Raw genomic sequence first — 17,658 nt, 5'->3', positions numbered from 1 at the left:
CGCCGGCAGTGGCGGGACAACCTCCGTCACCAAGAGGTTACGACGTACACCCTGCGTAACGCCTCACCTGGAACCGATGAGATTTCCGAACGCCTCGATCGAGCGCAGCACGTCCCGCTGCGGCATCCCCGGCGGCTGGATCCGCAGGACGATGCCGTCGGCCCCCATCTGCTCGTAGTGCGCCAGCCGCTCGGCGCACTCGGCCGGCGAGCCGATCACGCTGCGGTCGGCGATCTCGTCCCAGCCCTGGGTGTAGCGGCTCGCGTCGGTGGAGGTGCGCTTCCAGCCCGTGTAGGCGTCGTACAGGTCGCGCAGCGGCTCCTCGAGCGTCCGCCGGGCGTCCTGCGAGGTCGACCCGCAGAATCCCTCCCGGCAGAGGATCACCTCGGCGCCGAGCGTGTCCTCGCCGCGCGGGTACGACCGGTATTCGGCGATCTTGCCGGGCAGGTCCGCGTCCAGCTCGTTGAAGGACGTCGTCCAGCCGTCGCACATCCGGGCGGTCCGTTCCAGCACCGCGGACACCCGGCCGCCGTTCCACAGCCGCGGCCGCGGGTTCTGCACCGGGCGCGGCGACAGGTAGGCCTCGCTGATGCTCGTGAACTTGCCGTCGTAGCTGACCTCGTCCTCGGTCCACAGCCTGGTGACGATGTCCAGGCACTCCTCGAACCGCGCGACCCGCTCGGCCTGCGTGACGCCGTACAGCGCGAACTCCTCCGGCCGGTACCCGAGCACGAAGCCGGCCGTCAGCCGCCCGCCCGACAGGACGTCCAGGTGCGCCAGCGTCTCGGCCAGGACGACGGGGTCGTACAGCGGCGCCACGACGCCGGCCGTCGCGATCCCGATCCGCGACGTGTGCGCGGCCAGCCAGGTCATCGACGTCAGGATCTCGTGGTACCCGGGCCGATGCAGGTGCCGCTCGCCGAGCACGATCCACTCGAACCCGGCCTCCTCGGCCAGTCGCGCCTGCTCGACGGCGTCGGCCAGTTGCGGCCGCTCGTCCGGGGTGCCGTACAGGTTCAGATACAGACCCAGCCGCATCGGGGTGCCACCTTCCGTTGACAGGGAGCGCTCACGGTATTTACGGTCTTGACCGTAAATGCTTTCCGCGCAGATTGCGACCCTAGGAGCCGGAAATGAGTCTTGCAGCACTACCGGCGGGGTTGCCGGCCGGGGCGGCGCCGATCAGCGCGGTCAAAACCCGCGTGGTCAGCGCGCCGTACCGCCGGCCGTTCCAGATCAGCAGCGGGGTCAGCAACGAGCTGATCAGCCTGGTCGTCGAGGTGCACACGGCCGACGGCGACGTCGGGATCGGCGAGACCTCCCCGATGACGGCGTACACCGGCGAGACGCTGGCCGGCGTCCAGGCCGCGATCGAGGAGCACCTCGCACCGGCGCTGATCGGCCACGACCCGCTCGACCGTGCGGGTGCCCACATCGCCATGGACGGCGTACTGCGCGGCCAGCAGGTCGCCAAGTCCGGCCTGGACATCGCCCTGTTCGACCTCGCCGGCCGGATGAGCGGCTGGCCGGTGCACGCCCTCCTCGGCGGCAGCGTCCGCGACCGGGTGCAGACGACCTGGGTGGTCGGTCTCGGCACGCTCGACGAGATGGCCGCCGAGGCAGCCGAGTACGCCGACCGCGGGTTCCGGCACCTGAAGGTCAAGGGCGGCCACGACCCGGCGAAGGACCTCGAGTTGATCCGCGCCGTCCGCGCCGCGATCCCCGCCGACGCCGAGCTGTGCCTGGACGCCAACGAGGGGTACGACGCGACGACCGCGCTGCCGTACCTCGCCAAGATGAGCGCGGCCGGGCTGACCTTGCTCGAGCAGCCGCTGCCACGATGGGACCTGGCCGGCCTGGTGCGGCTGCGGGACCGCCTCGACGTGCGCGTCATGGTCGACGAGAGCATGCACTCACTGCACGACGCGCTGGAGATCGCCCGCCGCGGTGCGGCCGACGTACTGAACATCAAGATCCTCAAGGTCGGCGGGCTACACCGGGCGCTGCAGATCGCCGCGGTGGCCGAGGCCGCCGGGCTGGCGGTGAAGGTAGGCTCGATGCCGGAGCTGGGCGTGGCCACACTGGCCGCCGTACACCTGGCCGCCGCCGTACCCGGAGCGACCGTCGCGGCGGATCTGGTGGGGCCGTTGATGGTCGACGAGGACCCGTTGGCCCCGAGCGTGTTCGCCGACTGCGACGGCTGGATCGACGTACCGAAACGCCCCGGTCTCGGGCACGACGTCTGAGAGGACATCATGCATCCACTCGTCGAGAGGCTTCGCGGGACACTGCTTCCCGCGGTCGTCACCCCGATGGATTCCGACGGCGTCGTCGCGTACGACGCCCTGTCGGCGTACGCCGTGACGCTGACCAGGCACACGATCGGCGGCGTCGCCGTATGGGCGCACACCGGGCGCGGGCTGTACCTGTCACCGGGCGACCGCGCGAAGGTGCTCGAGACATGGCGGTCCGCCACCGACGTGCCGATCGTCGCCGGTGTCGGCGTACCGAAGGCGACTGCGGCGCAGTCGCTGGAGGACGCCGCGGACGCGACGGTGGAGATGGCACGGGCCGCTGCGGCTGGCGGGGCCGACGCGGTGATGGTCTATCCGCTGGCAGCGCTGGGCGAGCGGCCGGACGGTCACGCGCAGGCGGTCGCGCTGCACGAGCGCGTCGCGGCCGAGAGCGGGCTGCCGCTCGTCGGGTTCTACCTGCACGGCGAGGCGGGCGGGTATCCGTATCCGCCCGAGCTGATCCGCGATCTGCTGTCGCTGGACGCGATGCTCGGCGTGAAGACGGCGACGCTCGACCGCGCGATCGGCTGCCAGGACGCGATCTGGGCCGGGCGCGGCACCGGCAAGCTCCTGATCACCGGCGAGGACCGGATGTACGGGCCGTCGTTCATGTGGGGCGCGGACACGGCGCTCGTCGGGATCGCGTCGGCGCAGGTCGAGCTGTCGGCCGCCGTACTGCGGGCCTGGACGGCCGGCGACCACTCGGGGTTCCTGACCGCGTCGGAGCGGCTGGACCGGTTCGCGGCGGCGACGTTCTACGCGCCGATCGAGGGCTACGTGCAGCGGATGCTGTGGGCGGCCGAGTGGGAGGGACTGGTGCCGGCCGCGGCCGCCCACGACCCGTACGGACCGGAGCTGCCGCCGGGCGAGCGCGATCTGGTGATCCGCTGCCTCGAGGAGCTGCACTAGCCAGGGAGCAGTGAGGTGGCGCGCTCCCTCCTTCGCTCCACCACACCGACGCTCCCCGGGCCCACCGCAAGGGGTGGCGGCAATTGTGGTATTGACCGAAACTAGGAGAGCAAGGCCTGAACGTCAAGATCTCGGAGCCCGCTGCGCTATTCTGCGACTTGAGGGCCAGACCAGAAGTCGTCGGAGGACCGCCGTGAGGATCTGCTCAGCTCCAGGGTGTGGCTGATGGCGCTTGCGGTGGGGGTGGTCGGGCCTGAGGACCTGGTCCAGCGGGTGACCGTGGTCGGCGCCCCCAGCGGGACCACACTGCTGCCGCTGCCGTACCGGCACGAGACCGAGGCCGTCGAGCTCGTCGAGCAGGCGCACAGCGCCGTCGACGCGTTCCTGTTCACCGGCGTCGTCCCGTACACGATCGCCACCGAGGCCGGGGTGATCGACCGGCCCGCGATGTACGTCTCGTACGACGGGGCGACCCTGCTGCGCGCACTGGTCGAGCTGCTGCGGCTCGGGCACAACGTCACCCGGTTCTCGATCGACACGCTGCGGCGGGCCGAGGTCCTGGAGACCCTGATCGAGGCGAAGCTGCCGACGGACCAGATCCAGGTGCTGCCGTACCGGCCGGGCCTGACGTCGGACGACATCGTCGCGTTCCACCGCACCGCGCGGGACAAGCACGACACGAAGGTCGCGATCAGCTGCTTGGGCTCGGCGTTCCACCTGATCGAGAACGAGATGCCGTCCGTGCGGCTCGCGCCGTCGCGGTACTCGATCCGCTCCACCCTGCAGGCGCTGATCCTGACCACCACCGGCCAGCACGTCGGCGACGCCCAGGTCGCGCTCGGCGTCATCGACCTCCCCGAGCCCGACGACGCGCTGGCCGCCGACCTCATCACCCTCGGCGGCAGCCTCGCGGCGCTGCCCGACGGCCGGCACCTCGTCGTCACCACCCGCGGGCTGCTCGAACAGGCCACCGAACAGTTCTCCCGGATGCCGCTGCTCGACCACCTCGCGGCCCGGCACACCACGGCGTACGTCGGTTTCGGCGTCGGCCGGACGGCAGCCGAAGCCGAGGCGCTCGCCCGCCGCGCAGTCGGCCGCGCCGCCTCGATCGGCACTGTTGCCGGGGTGGTCTCGATGTCCGACGACGTCGAGATCGTCATCGAACCCTCCGGCGAACAGCCGGCCGGCGCCCGCGGCACCGAAAGCCTCCCGCTCCTGGCCCGCCGGGTCGGCCTCAACACCCAAACCCTCGCCCGCATGCGAGAACTCACCGCCACCCTCCCCAACGGCCTCACCACCCAAGACGTAGCCGACCACCTCGCCGTCCAACTCCGCACCGCCCGCCGAGTCCTCAAACGCCTCGAACGAGCCGGCCTCGCCGCCCCCACCGGCACCCAACAACACGGCCGCACCGGCCGCCCACCCACCGTGTACCTGATCCGCCTGTAACTACGGGGTGATGACGGTGACGCCTGGTGGAGTGCCGTTGGAGAGGGCGGCGAGGGCGGCAGGGGTTTCGGTCAGGGTGATGGTACGGGTGATCAGCTGGGTTGGGTTGAGCTTGCCTTGGGCAACCAGATCCAGCATCTCGGGGTAAGCATGGGCCGGCATGCCGTGGCTGCCCAGCCAGGAGAGTTCCTGGCCGATGAGGCGGCCTACGTCCAACTGGACGCCGTTGGGGAGGAGGCCGACCTGGACGTGGCGGCCGCGGGGGCGGAGAGCTGTCAATGCTTGCTGGACGATGTCGCTGGACCCGAGTGCGTCGATGGTCACATGTGCACCGCCGAGATCGCGCAGTTGGCTGACCGTGTCGGCGGAGGCTTCGAGGATCTGAGAAGCGCCGTAGGTGCGGGCCAGCTCGAGCGCCGCCGGATTGGTGTCGATGGCGATCACCTCAGCACCCAGAGCGGCGGCGATCATGACGGCGGAGAGACCGACGCCGCCGCAGCCGAAGATTGCGACGCGTTCGCCGGCGACGACCTTGCCGACCTGGTGGACGGCGCGGAACGACGTGGCGAAGCGGCACCCCAGGCCAGCGGCGGTGGCGAAGTCCATGTCGTCGGGCAGCCGGACCAGGTTCACCGCGGCATACGGTACGGCGACGTATTCGGCGAATGATCCCCAGTAGTTGAACCCGGGCTGCAGCTGATTCGGGCACACCTGCTGGTCACCGGCAAGGCACTGCTCACACGAGCCGCATGCACAGATGAACGGCGTCGTGACCCGATCCCCGACCGCCCACCCGGTCACACCGGCGCCGACCGCGGCAATCGTCCCGGCCAGCTCATGCCCCGGCACATGCGGCAGCACGATGTCGGAGTCATGCCCCATCCACCCGTGCCAATCGCTGCGGCACAGCCCCGTCGCCTCAACCCGCAGTACGACCGCCCCGGCAGCCGGCGAGGGCTCAGGCACGTCCCGAACCTCAGGCAGTACGCCGTACTCCGCAACTACGACCGCTCGCATCCCAGAATCCTAAGCCGCGCCGACTCGTGGCGATCGGCTCCCACCCCATCCACCGAGTCGTGGAAATCGGCGCCGAGCGCCAGCCGAAATCCACGACTCGACAACCGGGGCGGGGAGGCGTCAGCCGCCGGCGACCGCGGGGATGATGGAGACCTGGCCGCCGTCCTTGATGGTGGTCTGCAGGCCTTCGGCGAAGCGGACGTCGTCGTCGTCGACGTACACGTTGACGAAGCGGCGGAGTTCGCCCGCGTCGTCCAGGACGCGGCCCTTGATGCCGGGGTACGACGCGTCGAGCGAGTCGAGCACCTCGGTCAGCGTCGTGCCCTCGGCGGACACCTCGGACACGCCCTGGGTGTAGGGCCGCAGGATGGTCGGGACGCGAACGCTCACACTCACTGCAGGCCTGCCTTCACGAAGGCGTCGTACGACGCGGGGATGGTCACCTTGGGGCCGACCCGGTCGGCCACGGCGTCGAGCGTCTTGAGCCCGTCGCCGGAGTTGATGATCACCGTCTCGGCCTCGGGGTCGAGCTGGCCGGTCGCGATCAGCTTCTTCAGCGTCGCGACGGTCACCCCGCCCGCGGTCTCGGCGAAGATGCCCTCGGTGCGGGCCAGCAGCTGGATGCCCTCGACGACCTCGTCGTCGCTGACGTCCTCGATCGCGCCGCCGGTCCGGCGGGCGACGTCCAGCACGTACGGCCCGTCGGCCGGATTGCCGATCGCCAGCGACTTCGCGATCGTGTCCGGGCGCACCGGCTTGACCACGTCGTGCCCGTCGCGGAACGCCTGCGCGACGGGCGAACAGCCGGTCGCCTGCGCGCCGTACACCTTGTAGTCGGTGGCGTCGACGAGGCCCAGTTTGCCGAGCTCGGTGAAGCCCTTGTCGATCTTGGTCAGCTGCGACCCGGACGCGACCGGGATCACGATCTGCTGCGGCAGCCGCCAGCCGAGCTGCTCGGCGATCTCGAAGGCGAGCGTCTTGGAGCCTTCGGAGTAGTACGGGCGGACGTTCACGTTCACGAACGCCCAGCCCTCCTCCTCGCCGGCGATCTCGGAGGCGAGCTTGTTCACGTCGTCGTAGTTGCCCTCGACCGCGACCAGCGTCCCGCCGTACACAGCGGTCGTGATCACCTTCGGGCGCTCGAGGTCGTGCGGGATGAACACGACCGAGCGGATGCCGGCCCGGGCGGCGGCCGCGGCGACCGCGTTCGCCAGGTTGCCGGTCGACGGGCAGGCGAAGACCTTCATGCCGAGCTCGCGGGTGGCGCTCAGAGCGGAGGCGACGACGCGGTCCTTGAAGGAGTGCGTCGGGTTGCCCGAGTCGTCCTTCACCCACAGCTTGCGCAGCCCGAGCTCGCGGGCCAGGTTCTGCGCGTCGACGAGCCGGGTGTAGCCGGGCTCGGTGTTCGGGAAGCTGGCCACGTCCACGGGGACGGGCAGCAGCGGCTGGTACCGCCAGATGTTCTTCGGGCCGGCCTCGATCTGCTCGCGGGTGATGTTCGGGTACTCGTATCCGACCTCGAGCGGGCCGAAGCACTCCATACAGGCGTAGAACGGGCCGAGCGGCGACTTCGCCCCACAGGCGCGACAGCTCAGGTGCGTACCGTTGCCGAAGGCACCTTCACGGATCGTGTGGGTGGCGGTCAGGCTCATGAGTGAGGTTCCCTCCTCATCTTCCCCGGTCGCCGGATCTCGGCGCGGGACGGATTTGGCACCGTTCCCTCGCGGAGAGCCCCGGACGGGGTCTCGACGGGGAGGGTTGCCGGGACGTCAACGGGCCGTTTCCCTCAGTCCCTCTGGATGAGCTCCCCCGAGATTACCCAATCGGGTCCATATTGTGTCCCGCGTTCCCAGTATTCGAGACGCGGGATCTCAGCCCCGGCGCTCCAGGAAGCGCATCACCGGCGTCGCCGCGACCCCGTGCACAACGACGCTCAGGATCACCGTGAACCCCAGAGTCGCCCAGAGCCACGGCAGGTCGTCCCGGAAATGCGCTCCGACCGCGGCGAGGTAGTACACCGACGACACGCCGCGGACGCCGAACGCCGCCGTCGCCCAGCGTTCGGACCGCCGGAGTCCCGAGCGCGCGAGCGACAGCCACCCGAACAGCGGACGAACCACGAAGACCAGCAGTACGCCGACAGCGGCGCCGGCGACCGTGAGCGGCTTCAGCAGCCCGGCGGTGACCGCGGCGCCGAGCAGGAGCAGGACGCCCCAGGTGAGGATGTGTTCGAGCTCACCGATGAAGTCGTGCAGCTCGCCGTGGAACGCGTGCTTGCTCTCCACCGAGCGCAGCGTGAGCGCCGCGACGAACACAGCGACGAACCCGTACCCGTGGAGCACCTGGGTGAGCCCGTACACCCCGACCGTCAGAGCAAGCGCGAGCACCGGCTCCCGGGCCTCCGACAGCCGCAGGCTCCGGGACGGCGCCGAGAACGTCATCCGCCCGAGCAACCAGCCCGCCCCGAAGCCGATCGCGACCCCGATCAGCGACTTCCCGACCACGTCCCAGGCGACCCACTGCCACGGCGACAGGGTCTTGGTCGCGACGAAGACCGCCAGGTACACGAACGGCGCCGCCATCCCGTCGTTCAGGCCCGCCTCGGACGTGAGCGCGAACCGCACCTCGTCGTCCTCGTCGAGCTCGGCGTCCTCGCCGGTCGTCGGCCCCTCCACCTGGACGTCGGACGCGAGCACCGGATCCGTCGGCGCCAGCACCGCCGCGATCAGGAGTGCGGTCGCCGGAGCGAGCCCGAGCAGCCAACCCGCCCCGGCCAGCGCCGCGATCCCGGCCGGCATCGCGACGAACAGCAACCGCCAGGTGACTGCCCAGGTGAGCAGGCTGATCGGCCGGTCAATGGCCAGGCCGACGCCCATCAGCGCGACGATCACGGTCAGCGCCGCCAGGTGCTTCGTCAGCGCCGGTTGCGCGATCGGACTCAGGTGAGCGCGGTCGACGGCGAGGCCGAGGACCAGGCCCGCACCGAGGAAGGCGATCGGCGCGGAAACGGCGTACCGCGCCAGTAACCGGGGCAGTACGGCACCGAGCAGCAGGGCCAGGCCTGCCACGAGATACAGGCCGTCCCCGTTGATGATCATCGTCAGGCACCTGTGCCCAGGGCTACCTCAGGCGATGCGTGGCCCCCGGCGTGTGGGTGGGCAGGGACTTGCGCGGACCGAAGCGAGGATGGCCGATGCCTGCCAGCTCGATCAGGCGCTGCACCCGGAAGCGGTGACCGCGGTACGGCTCGATCAGTTCGGCGCAGCCGTCGTCGTCGAGCTCCTCGCCGATCAGCGCGTACGACACGTTCCGCGACACGTGGTAGTCCGCGAACGAGAAGGCGTCCGCGTCGCCGTGAGCCCGCTGGCGCACCTCGGCCGCCGTCCACACGCCGACTCCCGGCAGCGACCGCAGCCGCCGCTCGATCTCCGCGGAGTCACTCAGCTCGAGCGTCCGCTCCAGCGCCTTCGCCCGGGTCGCGGCCGTGATGACGACCCGCGATCGCCGGCCCTCGACCCCGGCGCGCAACCACTGCCAGGACGGGATCTGCCGCCACTCCTCCGGCGCCGGCGGCACCATCATCACCCGGTTGCCCTGCTGATGAGGCCCTGGCGCCGGCTCGCCGTACTCCCGCAGCAGCAGTCGCCACGCCCGGAAGGCCTCCTTGCCGGTCACCACCTGCTCGATCCCGGCGGCCGCCATCGCCTCGAACACCGCCCGGGTCCGCGGCACCCGCAGATGCGGGAAGCGCCGCGCCGCGTCCACCAGCACCCGGTGCTCGGGCAGCGGCTCGAACCCTTCCCAGCTGTCCCGGTCGCCGAGCAGCTCCGGCACCCCGTCGAGCGCCCACTCGGCCCCCGGCCCCCACGCCTCGGCCTCGACGGATCCGGCATGCGGCGTCAGCCGCAACAGCACCGGCCCCTCCGGAGTCCGCGTCGCCCGCCACACCGTCCGCCGCGCCGCGTCGAACACGTACGCCGGATCGCCGGGCCCCTTGCGCAACCCGCCGATCACCGACTGCGGATCCACCACCCGCCCAGGACGCCACATCCGCACCGAACTCACCCGCCAAGTCTGACCTACCCCACCGACAGGGTCCCTAACGACAGGACGTACACAGGTACGTACATGGGTCCGCACGCATGCCGAACCCAGGCAGCGGCGCGGGAAGGCAGACACCTCCTGTCCTTCGGCACCGATCGGATCGATACTGAGCGGTATGACCGCCTGGCAGTGGGTGAAGTTGGTGGGGAACTTTCTCAACCTGTCGACGCTCGCGGGTGGGCTGGTCGGCGTGCTCGGACGGGCGACGTTCTCCCGGGGACCGCGGGGCTTGTACTTCGCGAACGAGTACAAGCTCGGCTTTCCGATCGCCGGCGCGTTCACGATCGGCAACGTCGTACTCAGCAAGCACGACCGCACCTACTTCGACAACGCGGCCCTGGTCCGGCACGAGGAGCGGCACTCGTGGCAGTACTTCTGCCTGATCGGCCTGCTGATGCTCCCGCTGTACGTCGTGGGCGTGGTCGTCTCGTTCCTGCTCACCGGCGACCCGGCGTCGCGGAACCCGTTCGAGCGGCTCGCGAACCTGAAGGACGGCGGCTACGTCGAGCGGCCGATCCAGCCGATCGGCAAGACCGTGACGCAGACCCTCAGCGTGCTGAGATCGCGTCCGAAAGCGCCGTGAGGACGGTCACCACACCGCTCGGGTCGTCGACGACGACATCCGCGGCCTCGATCAGCTCGGCGGCGTTCGAGGACCGCGTGGCCAGCAGTACGGCGCGCAGCCCGGCCTCCCGCTCGGCCTGGATCGCCCGGTACGCCGCCAGGTCGCCGAGGTCGTCACCGGCGTACAGGATCGATCGCGCGCCGGTCGACTCGATCAGGCCGCGGAGCGCGACGCCCTTGTCGATCCCGGGCGGCCGCAGCTCGAGCACGAGGTTGCCCGGCTCGAGCCGCAACGAAGTCTCCTCGGCGAGCGCGGTCAACGGCGCCCGGAGCAGTTCGAAGGCCCCGACCGGATCGTCCAGCCGGCGGGTGTGCACGGCCAGCGAGCTGTCCTTGTCCTCCACGAACGCGTCCGGTACGCCGGCCTCGCGCAACAGTCCCGGCAGCCGGTCCCGAGCCGTCGTGACACCGGGCGGCACCGGCTCACTCGTCACCATGCCGGTGGCGGCGTCCCAGCGCTCCAGCCCGTAGTGCCCGAGGACGACGAGATTCCCGAGCCCCGGGTGACCGCTCACCCCGGACAGTTCGGTGGCGACCAGCGCGGGCCGGCCGGTGACGATCGCGACCTGGTTCACGCTCCGGGCGAGCCGGGCCAGCGCGTCCAGAGCGCCCTCGACCGGGCGGGACAACGCCGGGTCCTCGACCAGCGGCGAGAGGACGCCGTCGAAGTCCGACGAGATCACGGCACTCGCCGGGTCCGAGACGATGGCTTCCCAGCCTTCCCGTCCCGCCTCGGTCTGAATGACCGGAGTACTCATCCTGAGTAGTCCGAGGTCAGGATCACGGTCAGGCGATCCTTCTTCATGTTGTCCAGCGCACCCTTGGTCCGGCCGACACCGATGTCGCGGGCGAGTTGGTTGGCGGCGTCGAGCATGCCCGGCGGGTAGTACACCGTGCTCTCGGCGATCTTGCCGTGCCAGTTGTCCGGGGAGCCGGCCACGGTCCAGCCGGCTTGCCGCGCGCGGCTCGCGACCGAGTCGGCCAAGCCCTTTTGCGAGGTGTTGTTGTACACCTCGATCGCCGGGCGCTCCTCGGCCGGGATCGTGACCGGCTGCGTCGGCTTCGGCGGCTGCGTGGCCTGTGTCGTCTCTGACGGCTGGCTCGGCTGGGTGGTGGGCTCGGTGGACGGCGGCTCGCTGCTGGGTGCGGTCGTCGGCGCGGGAGTCGGCTCAGCGGACGGCTTGGTGGACGGCTTCGGCACGCTGGCCCCGACCGTCGAAGGCCCGGTGGACGGCTTCTCCGACGCCTTCGGCGTGCTCGCGCCGGCCGGCTTCTCGTCGGCCTTGCTGTCGTGCCCACGGGTCCCGAACAGCACGAGCAGTCCGGCCACGATCGCGACCACAGCAGCCACGGCAACGAAGGAGGACAGCACCTGCCCCTGCTCGCCCCGCGGGCGCGGAGCAGCAAGGCACGCCCTGAGGCGGCGGGACATGGTCAGACCTCGATGCCCAGGCGGCGAGCGGAGCGGGCGCGCTGGCGGGCGGCGCGGAGGCGGCGCAGGCGCTTGACCAGCAGCGGGTCGTGCGCGAGGGCCTCGGGGCGGTCGATCAGTGCGTTCAGGACCTGGTAGTAGCGGGTCGCCGACATCTGGAACTGGTCCCGGATCGCCTGCTCCTTCGCACCGGCGTACTTCCACCAGTGCCGCTCGAAGGCGAGGATCTGGCCGTCCCTCTCAGAGAGCCCGGCGACGACCGGCAGCGCAGCTTCGGCGGGGCCGGGAGAGCTGGCGTTGGCGCTGTCCATCTGCTGCTGACTCCTGTGCGGTCGGTGATCGTCCGTCCGCCAGCCACTCTACGTGCAGAACGACAGCCATGTCATTCACCGCCGGACCGACACGAAGCGTGTCGCTGACAAGGCAACCGGACGCAGCCAACTCTGGCAGGATCGTTCCAGTGAGCTCAACTTCTTCCAGCGTGGCGCTCGTGGAGGAGTTGCAGGGGCGGATTCGTGAGGTCGACCAGCTGGTCAACGCCGTCTGCACTCCGAATCCCGCGGCGCTCACCGATGCCGCCCGTCTCGACACCGAGCGTGACGAAGGGCGGGTCCGTAGCCCGCTGCACGGCGTACCCGTGCTGGTCAAGGACAACATCGACACCGCCGGCCTGCCGACCACAGCCGGCTCGCTGGCGCTGGCCGACCAGCCACCGCCGCCGGAGGACGCGCCGCTGGTCCGCCGGTTGCGCGCGGCGGGCTGCGTGATCCTGGGCAAGACGAACCTGAGCGAGTGGGCGAACTTCCGCGGCTCGGCCTCCTCGTCCGGCTGGAGCGCGTACGGCGGCCTGACCCGCAACCCGTACGCGTTGAACCGGTCGGCGGGCGGCTCCTCCTCCGGGTCCGGCGCGGCCGTCGCGGCCGGGCTCGCCGACTACGCGATCGGCACCGAGACCAACGGCTCGATCGTCTGCCCGGCCGCGCTGAACGGCGTGGTCGGCCTGAAGCCCACCGTCGGGCTCATCTCGCAGCAGGGCATCGTCCCGATCTCGCACTCGCAGGACACCGCCGGACCGATGACGAAGACGGTTACTCAGACGGCTGCGCTGCTCTCGGTCCTCACCGGCGGTCACACCGACTACACCGAGTACTGCCGCGGCGCGGACCTCAGCAACGTGCGCATCGGCGTACCGCGCGGTCCGCTCTGGGGCTACTCGACCGGCCTGGACCAGGTGACCGAGCGTGCGCTGGAGCTCCTCAGTCAGTGCGGAGCGACGCTGGTCGACCACTTGTCGTTGCCGACACCGGGCGGCGACGAGGACCAACTGCAGGTGCTCTCCCACGAGCTGAAGGTCGACATGGCGGCGTACCTCGCCACCCGTGCGCACGGCGGTCCGCGAACGCTCGACGACCTGATCGCGTTCAACAACCAGCATGCGGACCAGGAGCTGCAGTGGTTCGGCCAGGAGCTGTTCGAGCGCGCCGCGGCCACCGAGGGTCTCGACGCCCCGGTGTACGTCGCTGCCCGCCTCACCGCGCTCCGCGCCGGGCGGGACGGCATCGACAACCTGCTGCGTGACAACCAGCTCGACGCGCTGGTCAGCCCGTCGTACTCGCCGGCCTGGGCGATCGACCTGGTGAACGGCGACCACGTTCTCGGAAGTTCGTCGTCACACGCCGCTCTGGCGGGCTATCCGCTGCTTTCGGTGCCGTCCGGGACGGTCGCCGGACTGCCGGTCGGGATCACGATCAGCGGTACGGCGCGAAGTGAGGTCACGCTCATTCGCTTGGCTCACGCCTTCGAAACCGCGAGAATCGTTGCAGACGGACCGTTCCCGACCCCGGAGTTCACACAGTGGGTATAGATCGCGTCAGGTGGGGAATCGTTGCAACCGGCAACATTTCGACCCAGTTCACGCACGATCTGGCGCTGCTCCCGGACGATGCGGTCGTGGCCGCGGTCGCGTCCCGCTCCGAGGAGAGCGCGCGGAAGTTCGCCGCCGAGTTCGGTATCCCGCACGCGTACGACGACTACCGGCGACTGATCGACTCCGGCGAGGTCGACGTGATCTACGTCGGGACCCCGCACCCGCAGCACTACGCGATCGCCCGGACGGCGCTGCAGGCCGGCGTCGCCGTGCTGTGCGAGAAGCCCGTCACGCTGACCGCGGCGCAGGCCAAGGACCTGATCGCACTCGCCGCCGAGCACCGGACGTTGTTCGCCGAGGCGATGTGGATGCGCACCAACCCGGTGATCCAGGCGGTCTTCGCGGACCTGGAGCGCGGCGTGATCGGCGAGCCGCAGCAGGTGGTCGCGGACTTCGCCTTCCACAAACCCGCACTGCCGGCGCGCCTGCTCGACCCGGCGCTCGGGGGAGGCTCGCTGATGGACGGCGGCATCTACCCGATGACGTTCGCCTACCTGGCGCTCGGCCGGCCAGCGGAGGTGAAGGCGGTCGGTTCGCTCAACCAGGACGGGATCGACCTGAACGTCGCGATGGCCTGGCGGTACGATTCGGGCGCGGTCGCCGCGCTGACCTGCGGCCTGCGCTCGCAGAACCCGTGGGTCGCGTCGATCAGCGGCCCGGACGGCAACCTGCAGCTCCCGCACCGCTTCCACCACCCCGAGTACTACGTGCGCACGACCGCTTCCGGAGCGGAGCGGATCGACGTCCCGACGCATGGCCGTGGGTACCACTACGAGGCGGCAGAAGTGATCCGCGCGCTGCGCCAGGGACTGATCGAGGTTCCGGCTCTCCCCCACGCCGGCACGCTCGAGATCCTCGAACTGCTCGACGAGACCCGGAGCCAGATCGGGGTTCGCTACCCCGGTGACGACGACGACCTGAGTGGATGACGCTGAAGATGCCGAACGGTAGGAGTTCCTTCGTTGTGGTGGCCAACCGGCTGCCGGTCGACCGGACCGAGATGCCCGACGGCAGCACCGCGTGGCGCCGAAGTCCCGGAGGCCTGGTGACCGCGCTGGCGCCGGTGATGCAGGGCCACCACGGCGCCTGGATCGGCTGGACCGGCAGCCCCGACGAGAAGCTGGACCCGTTCGACAACGACGGCATGCACCTGGTGCCGGTGATGCTGTCCGCCGAGGACGTGCAGCTGTACTACGAGGGTTTCTCGAACGCGACGCTCTGGCCGCTGTACCACGACGTGATCGTGGCGCCGGAGTTCCACCGCGAGTGGTGGGAGTCGTACGTCGCGGTCAACCGGCGGTTCGCGGAGGCCGCCGCGGAGGCCGCCGACGACAACGCCGACGTCTGGGTGCACGACTACCAGCTGCAACTGGTCCCGGCGATGCTGCGCCGGCTGCGTCCCGACGTACGGATCGGGTTCTTCCTGCACATCCCGTTCCCGCCGACCGAGCTGTTCGCGCAGATGCCGTGGCGGCGGCAGATCCTGGACGGCCTGATGGGCGCCGACCTGGTCGGCTTCCAGCGGCCCGGCGCGGCGTCGAACTTCGCCCGGCTGGCCCGCAACCGGATGGGCCTGCGGACCCGCGGCGACCGTATCCACCTGCCGGACGACCGGATCGTCCGGGCGAAGGCGTTCCCGATCTCGATCGACGTCAACGAGCTGGAGAAGCTCGCCCGGCAGCCGGAGACCACCGCGCGGGCGGCCGAGATGCGCGAGGAGGTCGGCAACCCGACGCACATCCTGCTCGGCGTCGACCGGCTCGACTACACCAAGGGCATCCGGCAGCGGCTGCGGGCGTTCGGCGAGCTGCTGGACGAGAAGCGGATCTCGGTCGACGACGCGGTGTTCATCCAGGTCGCGACGCCGTCCCGGGAGCGGGTCGAGCAGTACCGCGTGCTCCGCGACGAGATCGAGCTGCTGGTCGGGCGGATCAACGGCGAGCACGGCCGGATCGGTACGCCGGCGATCAACTACCTGCACACGACGTACTCGCGGACCGAGATGGCCGCGCTGCTCCGGGCCGCGGACGTCGCGGTCGTGACCCCGCTGCGGGACGGCATGAACCTGGTCGCCAAGGAGTACGTGTCGACGCGGTACGACGACACCGGAGCGCTGGTGCTGAGCGAGTTCGCCGGGGCGGCGGACGAGTTCCGGCAGGCGTTCCTGGTCAACCCGCACGACATCAACGGCATGAAGGACACGATCGTCGACGCGATGAACACCGACGACCGGCAGCTCGGCCGCCGGATGAAGGCGATGCGCAAGCACCTGGCCGCGCACGACGTGAACGTCTGGGCGCAGACCTTCCTGAAGGCTCTGCATGACGAGGACTGACGGGAAGGTCCTCGCGCTGGACCTGGGTACGTCCTCGGCGCGGGCACTCGTCCTGGCGGCGGACGACGCCACACCGATCCCGGGCGCGCTCGCACGGCACAAGATCTCCCCGGCCTACGGCCACGACGGCTCGGCGACGCTCGACCTGCACGAGTACGTCGAGGGCCTGCTCGGCTGTCTCGACGAGCTCGAGCAGAACGGCCACCTGGACGGCATCGGCGCGATCGTGCTGTCCTCGCAGTGGCACTCGATCGTTGCCCTCGACGCCAAAGGCGCGGCGCGCACCCCGGTGATCACGTGGGCCGACACCCGCTCGGTCGACCTCGGTCTCTGGACGTCGTTCGACGAGCACGCCTTCCACGCCCGCACCGGCGCGTGGCTGCACCGCCTGTACTGGACCCGCCGGATCCCCTGGCTGCTGTCCACCGCCTCCGCCGATCAGTTCGCCGGCCTGCCGGACCTGGTGCTGGAGCGGTTGACGGGTGAGCGCGTCACGTCGGTCTCGGTCGCCTCCGGGACCGGCACACTCGACCTCGCCACCGGTGCGTACGACGACGAGGCGCTGGAGATCGCCGGTGTGACGGCCGACCAGCTGCCGCCGATCGTGCCGACCGGGTGGACTGGCACGTTGTCGGCCGAGTACGCACGCCGCTGGCCCGGGCTGGTCGGCGTACCCGTGCATCCGCCGACCGGTGACGGAGCCGCGTCGAACGTCGGCACCGGCGGGTACGACGCGGGCACCGCCGCGGTGACCGTGGGGACCTCGGCCGCCGTACGGGTCGTGCACCCGATCGAGAACGCGCCGGAGCTGCCCTGGGAGCTCTGGCGGTACCGGGTCGACGACAAGCGCGCCGTGACCGGTATGGCGTTCTCCGCGGCCGGGAACCTGCACGCCTGGCTGACCGGCGTCCTACGGCTGGAGTCCGACGAACCGGCCGGCGTCGAGATCGGGACGACGAACGCGATCGCGATCCCGTTCATGGCCGGCACCAGGCCGCCCGCCGTCGTACCCGGCGGGTCCGGGGTGTACTTCGGCCTGTCGTTCGACGACACCCCGGCCGCCCTGCTCGCCGCGGCCCTGCAAGGCGCCTCGCTGGAGATCGACCGCGGGCTGCGGACCCTCGACACGCTGTTCGGGCAGCAGCTCGACGTCGTCCTCGGCGGCGGCGGGATCGACGCCTCGCAGTGGTGGCGCCGCTGCCTGACCGCGACCTTCGCCCGCCCCACCACGGTCTGTGCCGAGCCGGAGGTCGGCGCGCGGGGCGCGGCCGCCGTGGCGCTCGGCCTCTCCCCCGAGCCGGGCGGCGAGCACCTCACCCCGGTCGCCGACGAGGTGGCCCGCCTGGCCGCCCTGCGGGCGCGCTACGAGCCCCTGCGCGAGCTGGCTGTCCAGGCTTCGGCCCTCTGAATCGGCAAGCTCGACAGGATGTGTCCGGTCCGTCCGGCCACGCTCACGCTCAGCGGGACGGCCGATCCCGCCTAGTGGACGTATACATCCTGTCGAGCTGCCGCTCTACTGCGGTTGCGGTACGGCCGGGATACTGCCGCAGGACGAGGCGGTCGGGCG

The 17,658-nt window shown here is 70.7% G+C and carries 17 protein-coding genes and 1 riboswitch; of the genes, 8 read left to right on the top strand and 9 right to left on the bottom strand.

Translation table 11 applies throughout. The annotated features are described in order from the left end of the window. Nucleotides 1-63: 63 nt before the first annotated feature. Complete coding sequence (locus ACWEOO_RS01580) at nucleotides 64-1,038, bottom strand: LLM class flavin-dependent oxidoreductase (protein ID WP_452141279.1); 975 nt, start codon at nucleotides 1,036-1,038, stop codon at nucleotides 64-66. A gap of 95 nt (nucleotides 1,039-1,133) precedes the next feature. Between ACWEOO_RS01580 and ACWEOO_RS01575 the strand changes: the two genes are divergently transcribed. The 3 genes from ACWEOO_RS01575 to ACWEOO_RS01565 all read left to right on the top strand — a co-directional run bounded on the left by ACWEOO_RS01575 (nucleotide 1,134) and on the right by ACWEOO_RS01565 (nucleotide 4,652). After that, complete coding sequence (locus tag ACWEOO_RS01575) at nucleotides 1,134-2,246, top strand: mandelate racemase/muconate lactonizing enzyme family protein (RefSeq protein ID WP_452141278.1); 1,113 nt, start codon at nucleotides 1,134-1,136, stop codon at nucleotides 2,244-2,246. A gap of 9 nt (nucleotides 2,247-2,255) precedes the next feature. After that, complete coding sequence (locus tag ACWEOO_RS01570) at nucleotides 2,256-3,203, top strand: dihydrodipicolinate synthase family protein (protein ID WP_452141277.1); 948 nt, start codon at nucleotides 2,256-2,258, stop codon at nucleotides 3,201-3,203. A 225-nt stretch (nucleotides 3,204-3,428) separates the two neighbouring features. After that, a complete protein-coding gene (locus tag ACWEOO_RS01565; RefSeq protein ID WP_452141276.1) occupies nucleotides 3,429-4,652 on the top strand; it encodes a hypothetical protein in 1,224 nt (407 codons plus the stop codon). Here the strand turns inward: ACWEOO_RS01565 and ACWEOO_RS01560 are convergent, their stop codons facing one another. The 5 genes from ACWEOO_RS01560 to ACWEOO_RS01540 all read right to left on the bottom strand — a co-directional run bounded on the left by ACWEOO_RS01560 (nucleotide 4,653) and on the right by ACWEOO_RS01540 (nucleotide 9,734). Then, the gene (locus ACWEOO_RS01560; RefSeq protein ID WP_452141275.1) at nucleotides 4,653-5,669 is read right to left on the bottom strand and encodes a zinc-dependent alcohol dehydrogenase family protein; all 1,017 of its coding nucleotides are present in this window, start codon (nucleotides 5,667-5,669) and stop codon (nucleotides 4,653-4,655) included. It abuts the gene before it with no gap. 120 nt (nucleotides 5,670-5,789) lie between these two features. Then, a complete protein-coding gene (locus tag ACWEOO_RS01555; RefSeq protein WP_355473980.1) occupies nucleotides 5,790-6,065 on the bottom strand; it encodes a ubiquitin-like small modifier protein 1 in 276 nt (91 codons plus the stop codon). Continuing rightward, entirely contained in the window at nucleotides 6,062-7,321 is a 1,260-nt protein-coding gene (thrC, locus tag ACWEOO_RS01550) for a threonine synthase (protein ID WP_363710243.1), read from the bottom strand. The genes ACWEOO_RS01555 and thrC overlap by 4 nt, the downstream gene beginning before the upstream one ends. Nucleotides 7,322-7,334: 13 nt before the next feature. Further along, nucleotides 7,335-7,475, bottom strand: a riboswitch (SAM riboswitch). A gap of 65 nt (nucleotides 7,476-7,540) precedes the next feature. Continuing rightward, nucleotides 7,541-8,767, bottom strand: a complete 1,227-nt coding sequence (locus tag ACWEOO_RS01545; RefSeq protein WP_452141274.1) for a cation:proton antiporter — start codon at nucleotides 8,765-8,767, stop codon at nucleotides 7,541-7,543. Between the two features lie 22 nt (nucleotides 8,768-8,789). Continuing rightward, on the bottom strand, nucleotides 8,790-9,734 hold the full coding sequence (locus ACWEOO_RS01540) for a DNA-3-methyladenine glycosylase family protein (protein WP_452141273.1): 945 nt from the start codon (nucleotides 9,732-9,734) through the stop codon (nucleotides 8,790-8,792). Nucleotides 9,735-9,888: 154 nt separating this feature from the next. On the opposite strand from ACWEOO_RS01540, the gene ACWEOO_RS01535 reads away from it, so the two are divergent. After that, nucleotides 9,889-10,356, top strand: coding sequence for a hypothetical protein (locus tag ACWEOO_RS01535; protein ID WP_452141272.1), 468 nt, complete (start codon nucleotides 9,889-9,891; stop codon nucleotides 10,354-10,356). Here the strand turns inward: ACWEOO_RS01535 and otsB are convergent. The 3 genes from otsB to ACWEOO_RS01520 are packed head-to-tail and all read right to left on the bottom strand — an operon-like array spanning nucleotide 10,322 to nucleotide 12,140. Continuing rightward, entirely contained in the window at nucleotides 10,322-11,155 is an 834-nt protein-coding gene (gene otsB / locus ACWEOO_RS01530; RefSeq protein ID WP_452141271.1) for a trehalose-phosphatase, read from the bottom strand. The genes ACWEOO_RS01535 and otsB overlap by 35 nt on opposite strands. Continuing rightward, nucleotides 11,152-11,829 carry a LytR C-terminal domain-containing protein gene (locus ACWEOO_RS01525; protein ID WP_452141270.1) on the bottom strand — a complete coding sequence of 226 codons (678 nt, stop codon included), beginning with the start codon at nucleotides 11,827-11,829 and terminating at the stop codon, nucleotides 11,152-11,154. The genes otsB and ACWEOO_RS01525 overlap by 4 nt, the downstream gene beginning before the upstream one ends. 2 nt (nucleotides 11,830-11,831) lie before the next feature. Further along, a complete protein-coding gene (locus tag ACWEOO_RS01520; RefSeq protein ID WP_452141269.1) occupies nucleotides 11,832-12,140 on the bottom strand; it encodes a DUF3263 domain-containing protein in 309 nt (102 codons plus the stop codon). 68 nt (nucleotides 12,141-12,208) lie between these two features. Between ACWEOO_RS01520 and ACWEOO_RS01515 the strand changes: the two genes are divergently transcribed. Genes ACWEOO_RS01515 through ACWEOO_RS01500 form a run of 4 tightly spaced genes read left to right on the top strand, consistent with a single transcriptional unit; the run spans nucleotide 12,209 to nucleotide 17,499 of the window. Further along, nucleotides 12,209-13,693, top strand: a complete 1,485-nt coding sequence (locus tag ACWEOO_RS01515) for an amidase (RefSeq protein WP_452141268.1) — start codon at nucleotides 12,209-12,211, stop codon at nucleotides 13,691-13,693. After that, nucleotides 13,684-14,685, top strand: a complete 1,002-nt coding sequence (locus ACWEOO_RS01510) for a Gfo/Idh/MocA family protein (RefSeq protein WP_452141267.1) — start codon at nucleotides 13,684-13,686, stop codon at nucleotides 14,683-14,685. Before ACWEOO_RS01515 ends, ACWEOO_RS01510 begins: the two co-directional genes overlap by 10 nt. Nucleotides 14,686-14,693: 8 nt before the next feature. Then, nucleotides 14,694-16,091 carry an alpha,alpha-trehalose-phosphate synthase (UDP-forming) gene (locus ACWEOO_RS01505; protein ID WP_359938745.1) on the top strand — a complete coding sequence of 466 codons (1,398 nt, stop codon included), beginning with the start codon at nucleotides 14,694-14,696 and terminating at the stop codon, nucleotides 16,089-16,091. Beyond that, on the top strand, nucleotides 16,078-17,499 hold the full coding sequence (locus ACWEOO_RS01500; RefSeq protein ID WP_452141266.1) for an FGGY family carbohydrate kinase: 1,422 nt from the start codon (nucleotides 16,078-16,080) through the stop codon (nucleotides 17,497-17,499). Before ACWEOO_RS01505 ends, ACWEOO_RS01500 begins: the two co-directional genes overlap by 14 nt. Nucleotides 17,500-17,658 lie beyond the last annotated feature (159 nt).

This window comes from Kribbella sp. NPDC004138, from assembly GCF_053603655.1.
This window is presented reverse-complemented; position numbering and strand designations above follow the sequence as displayed.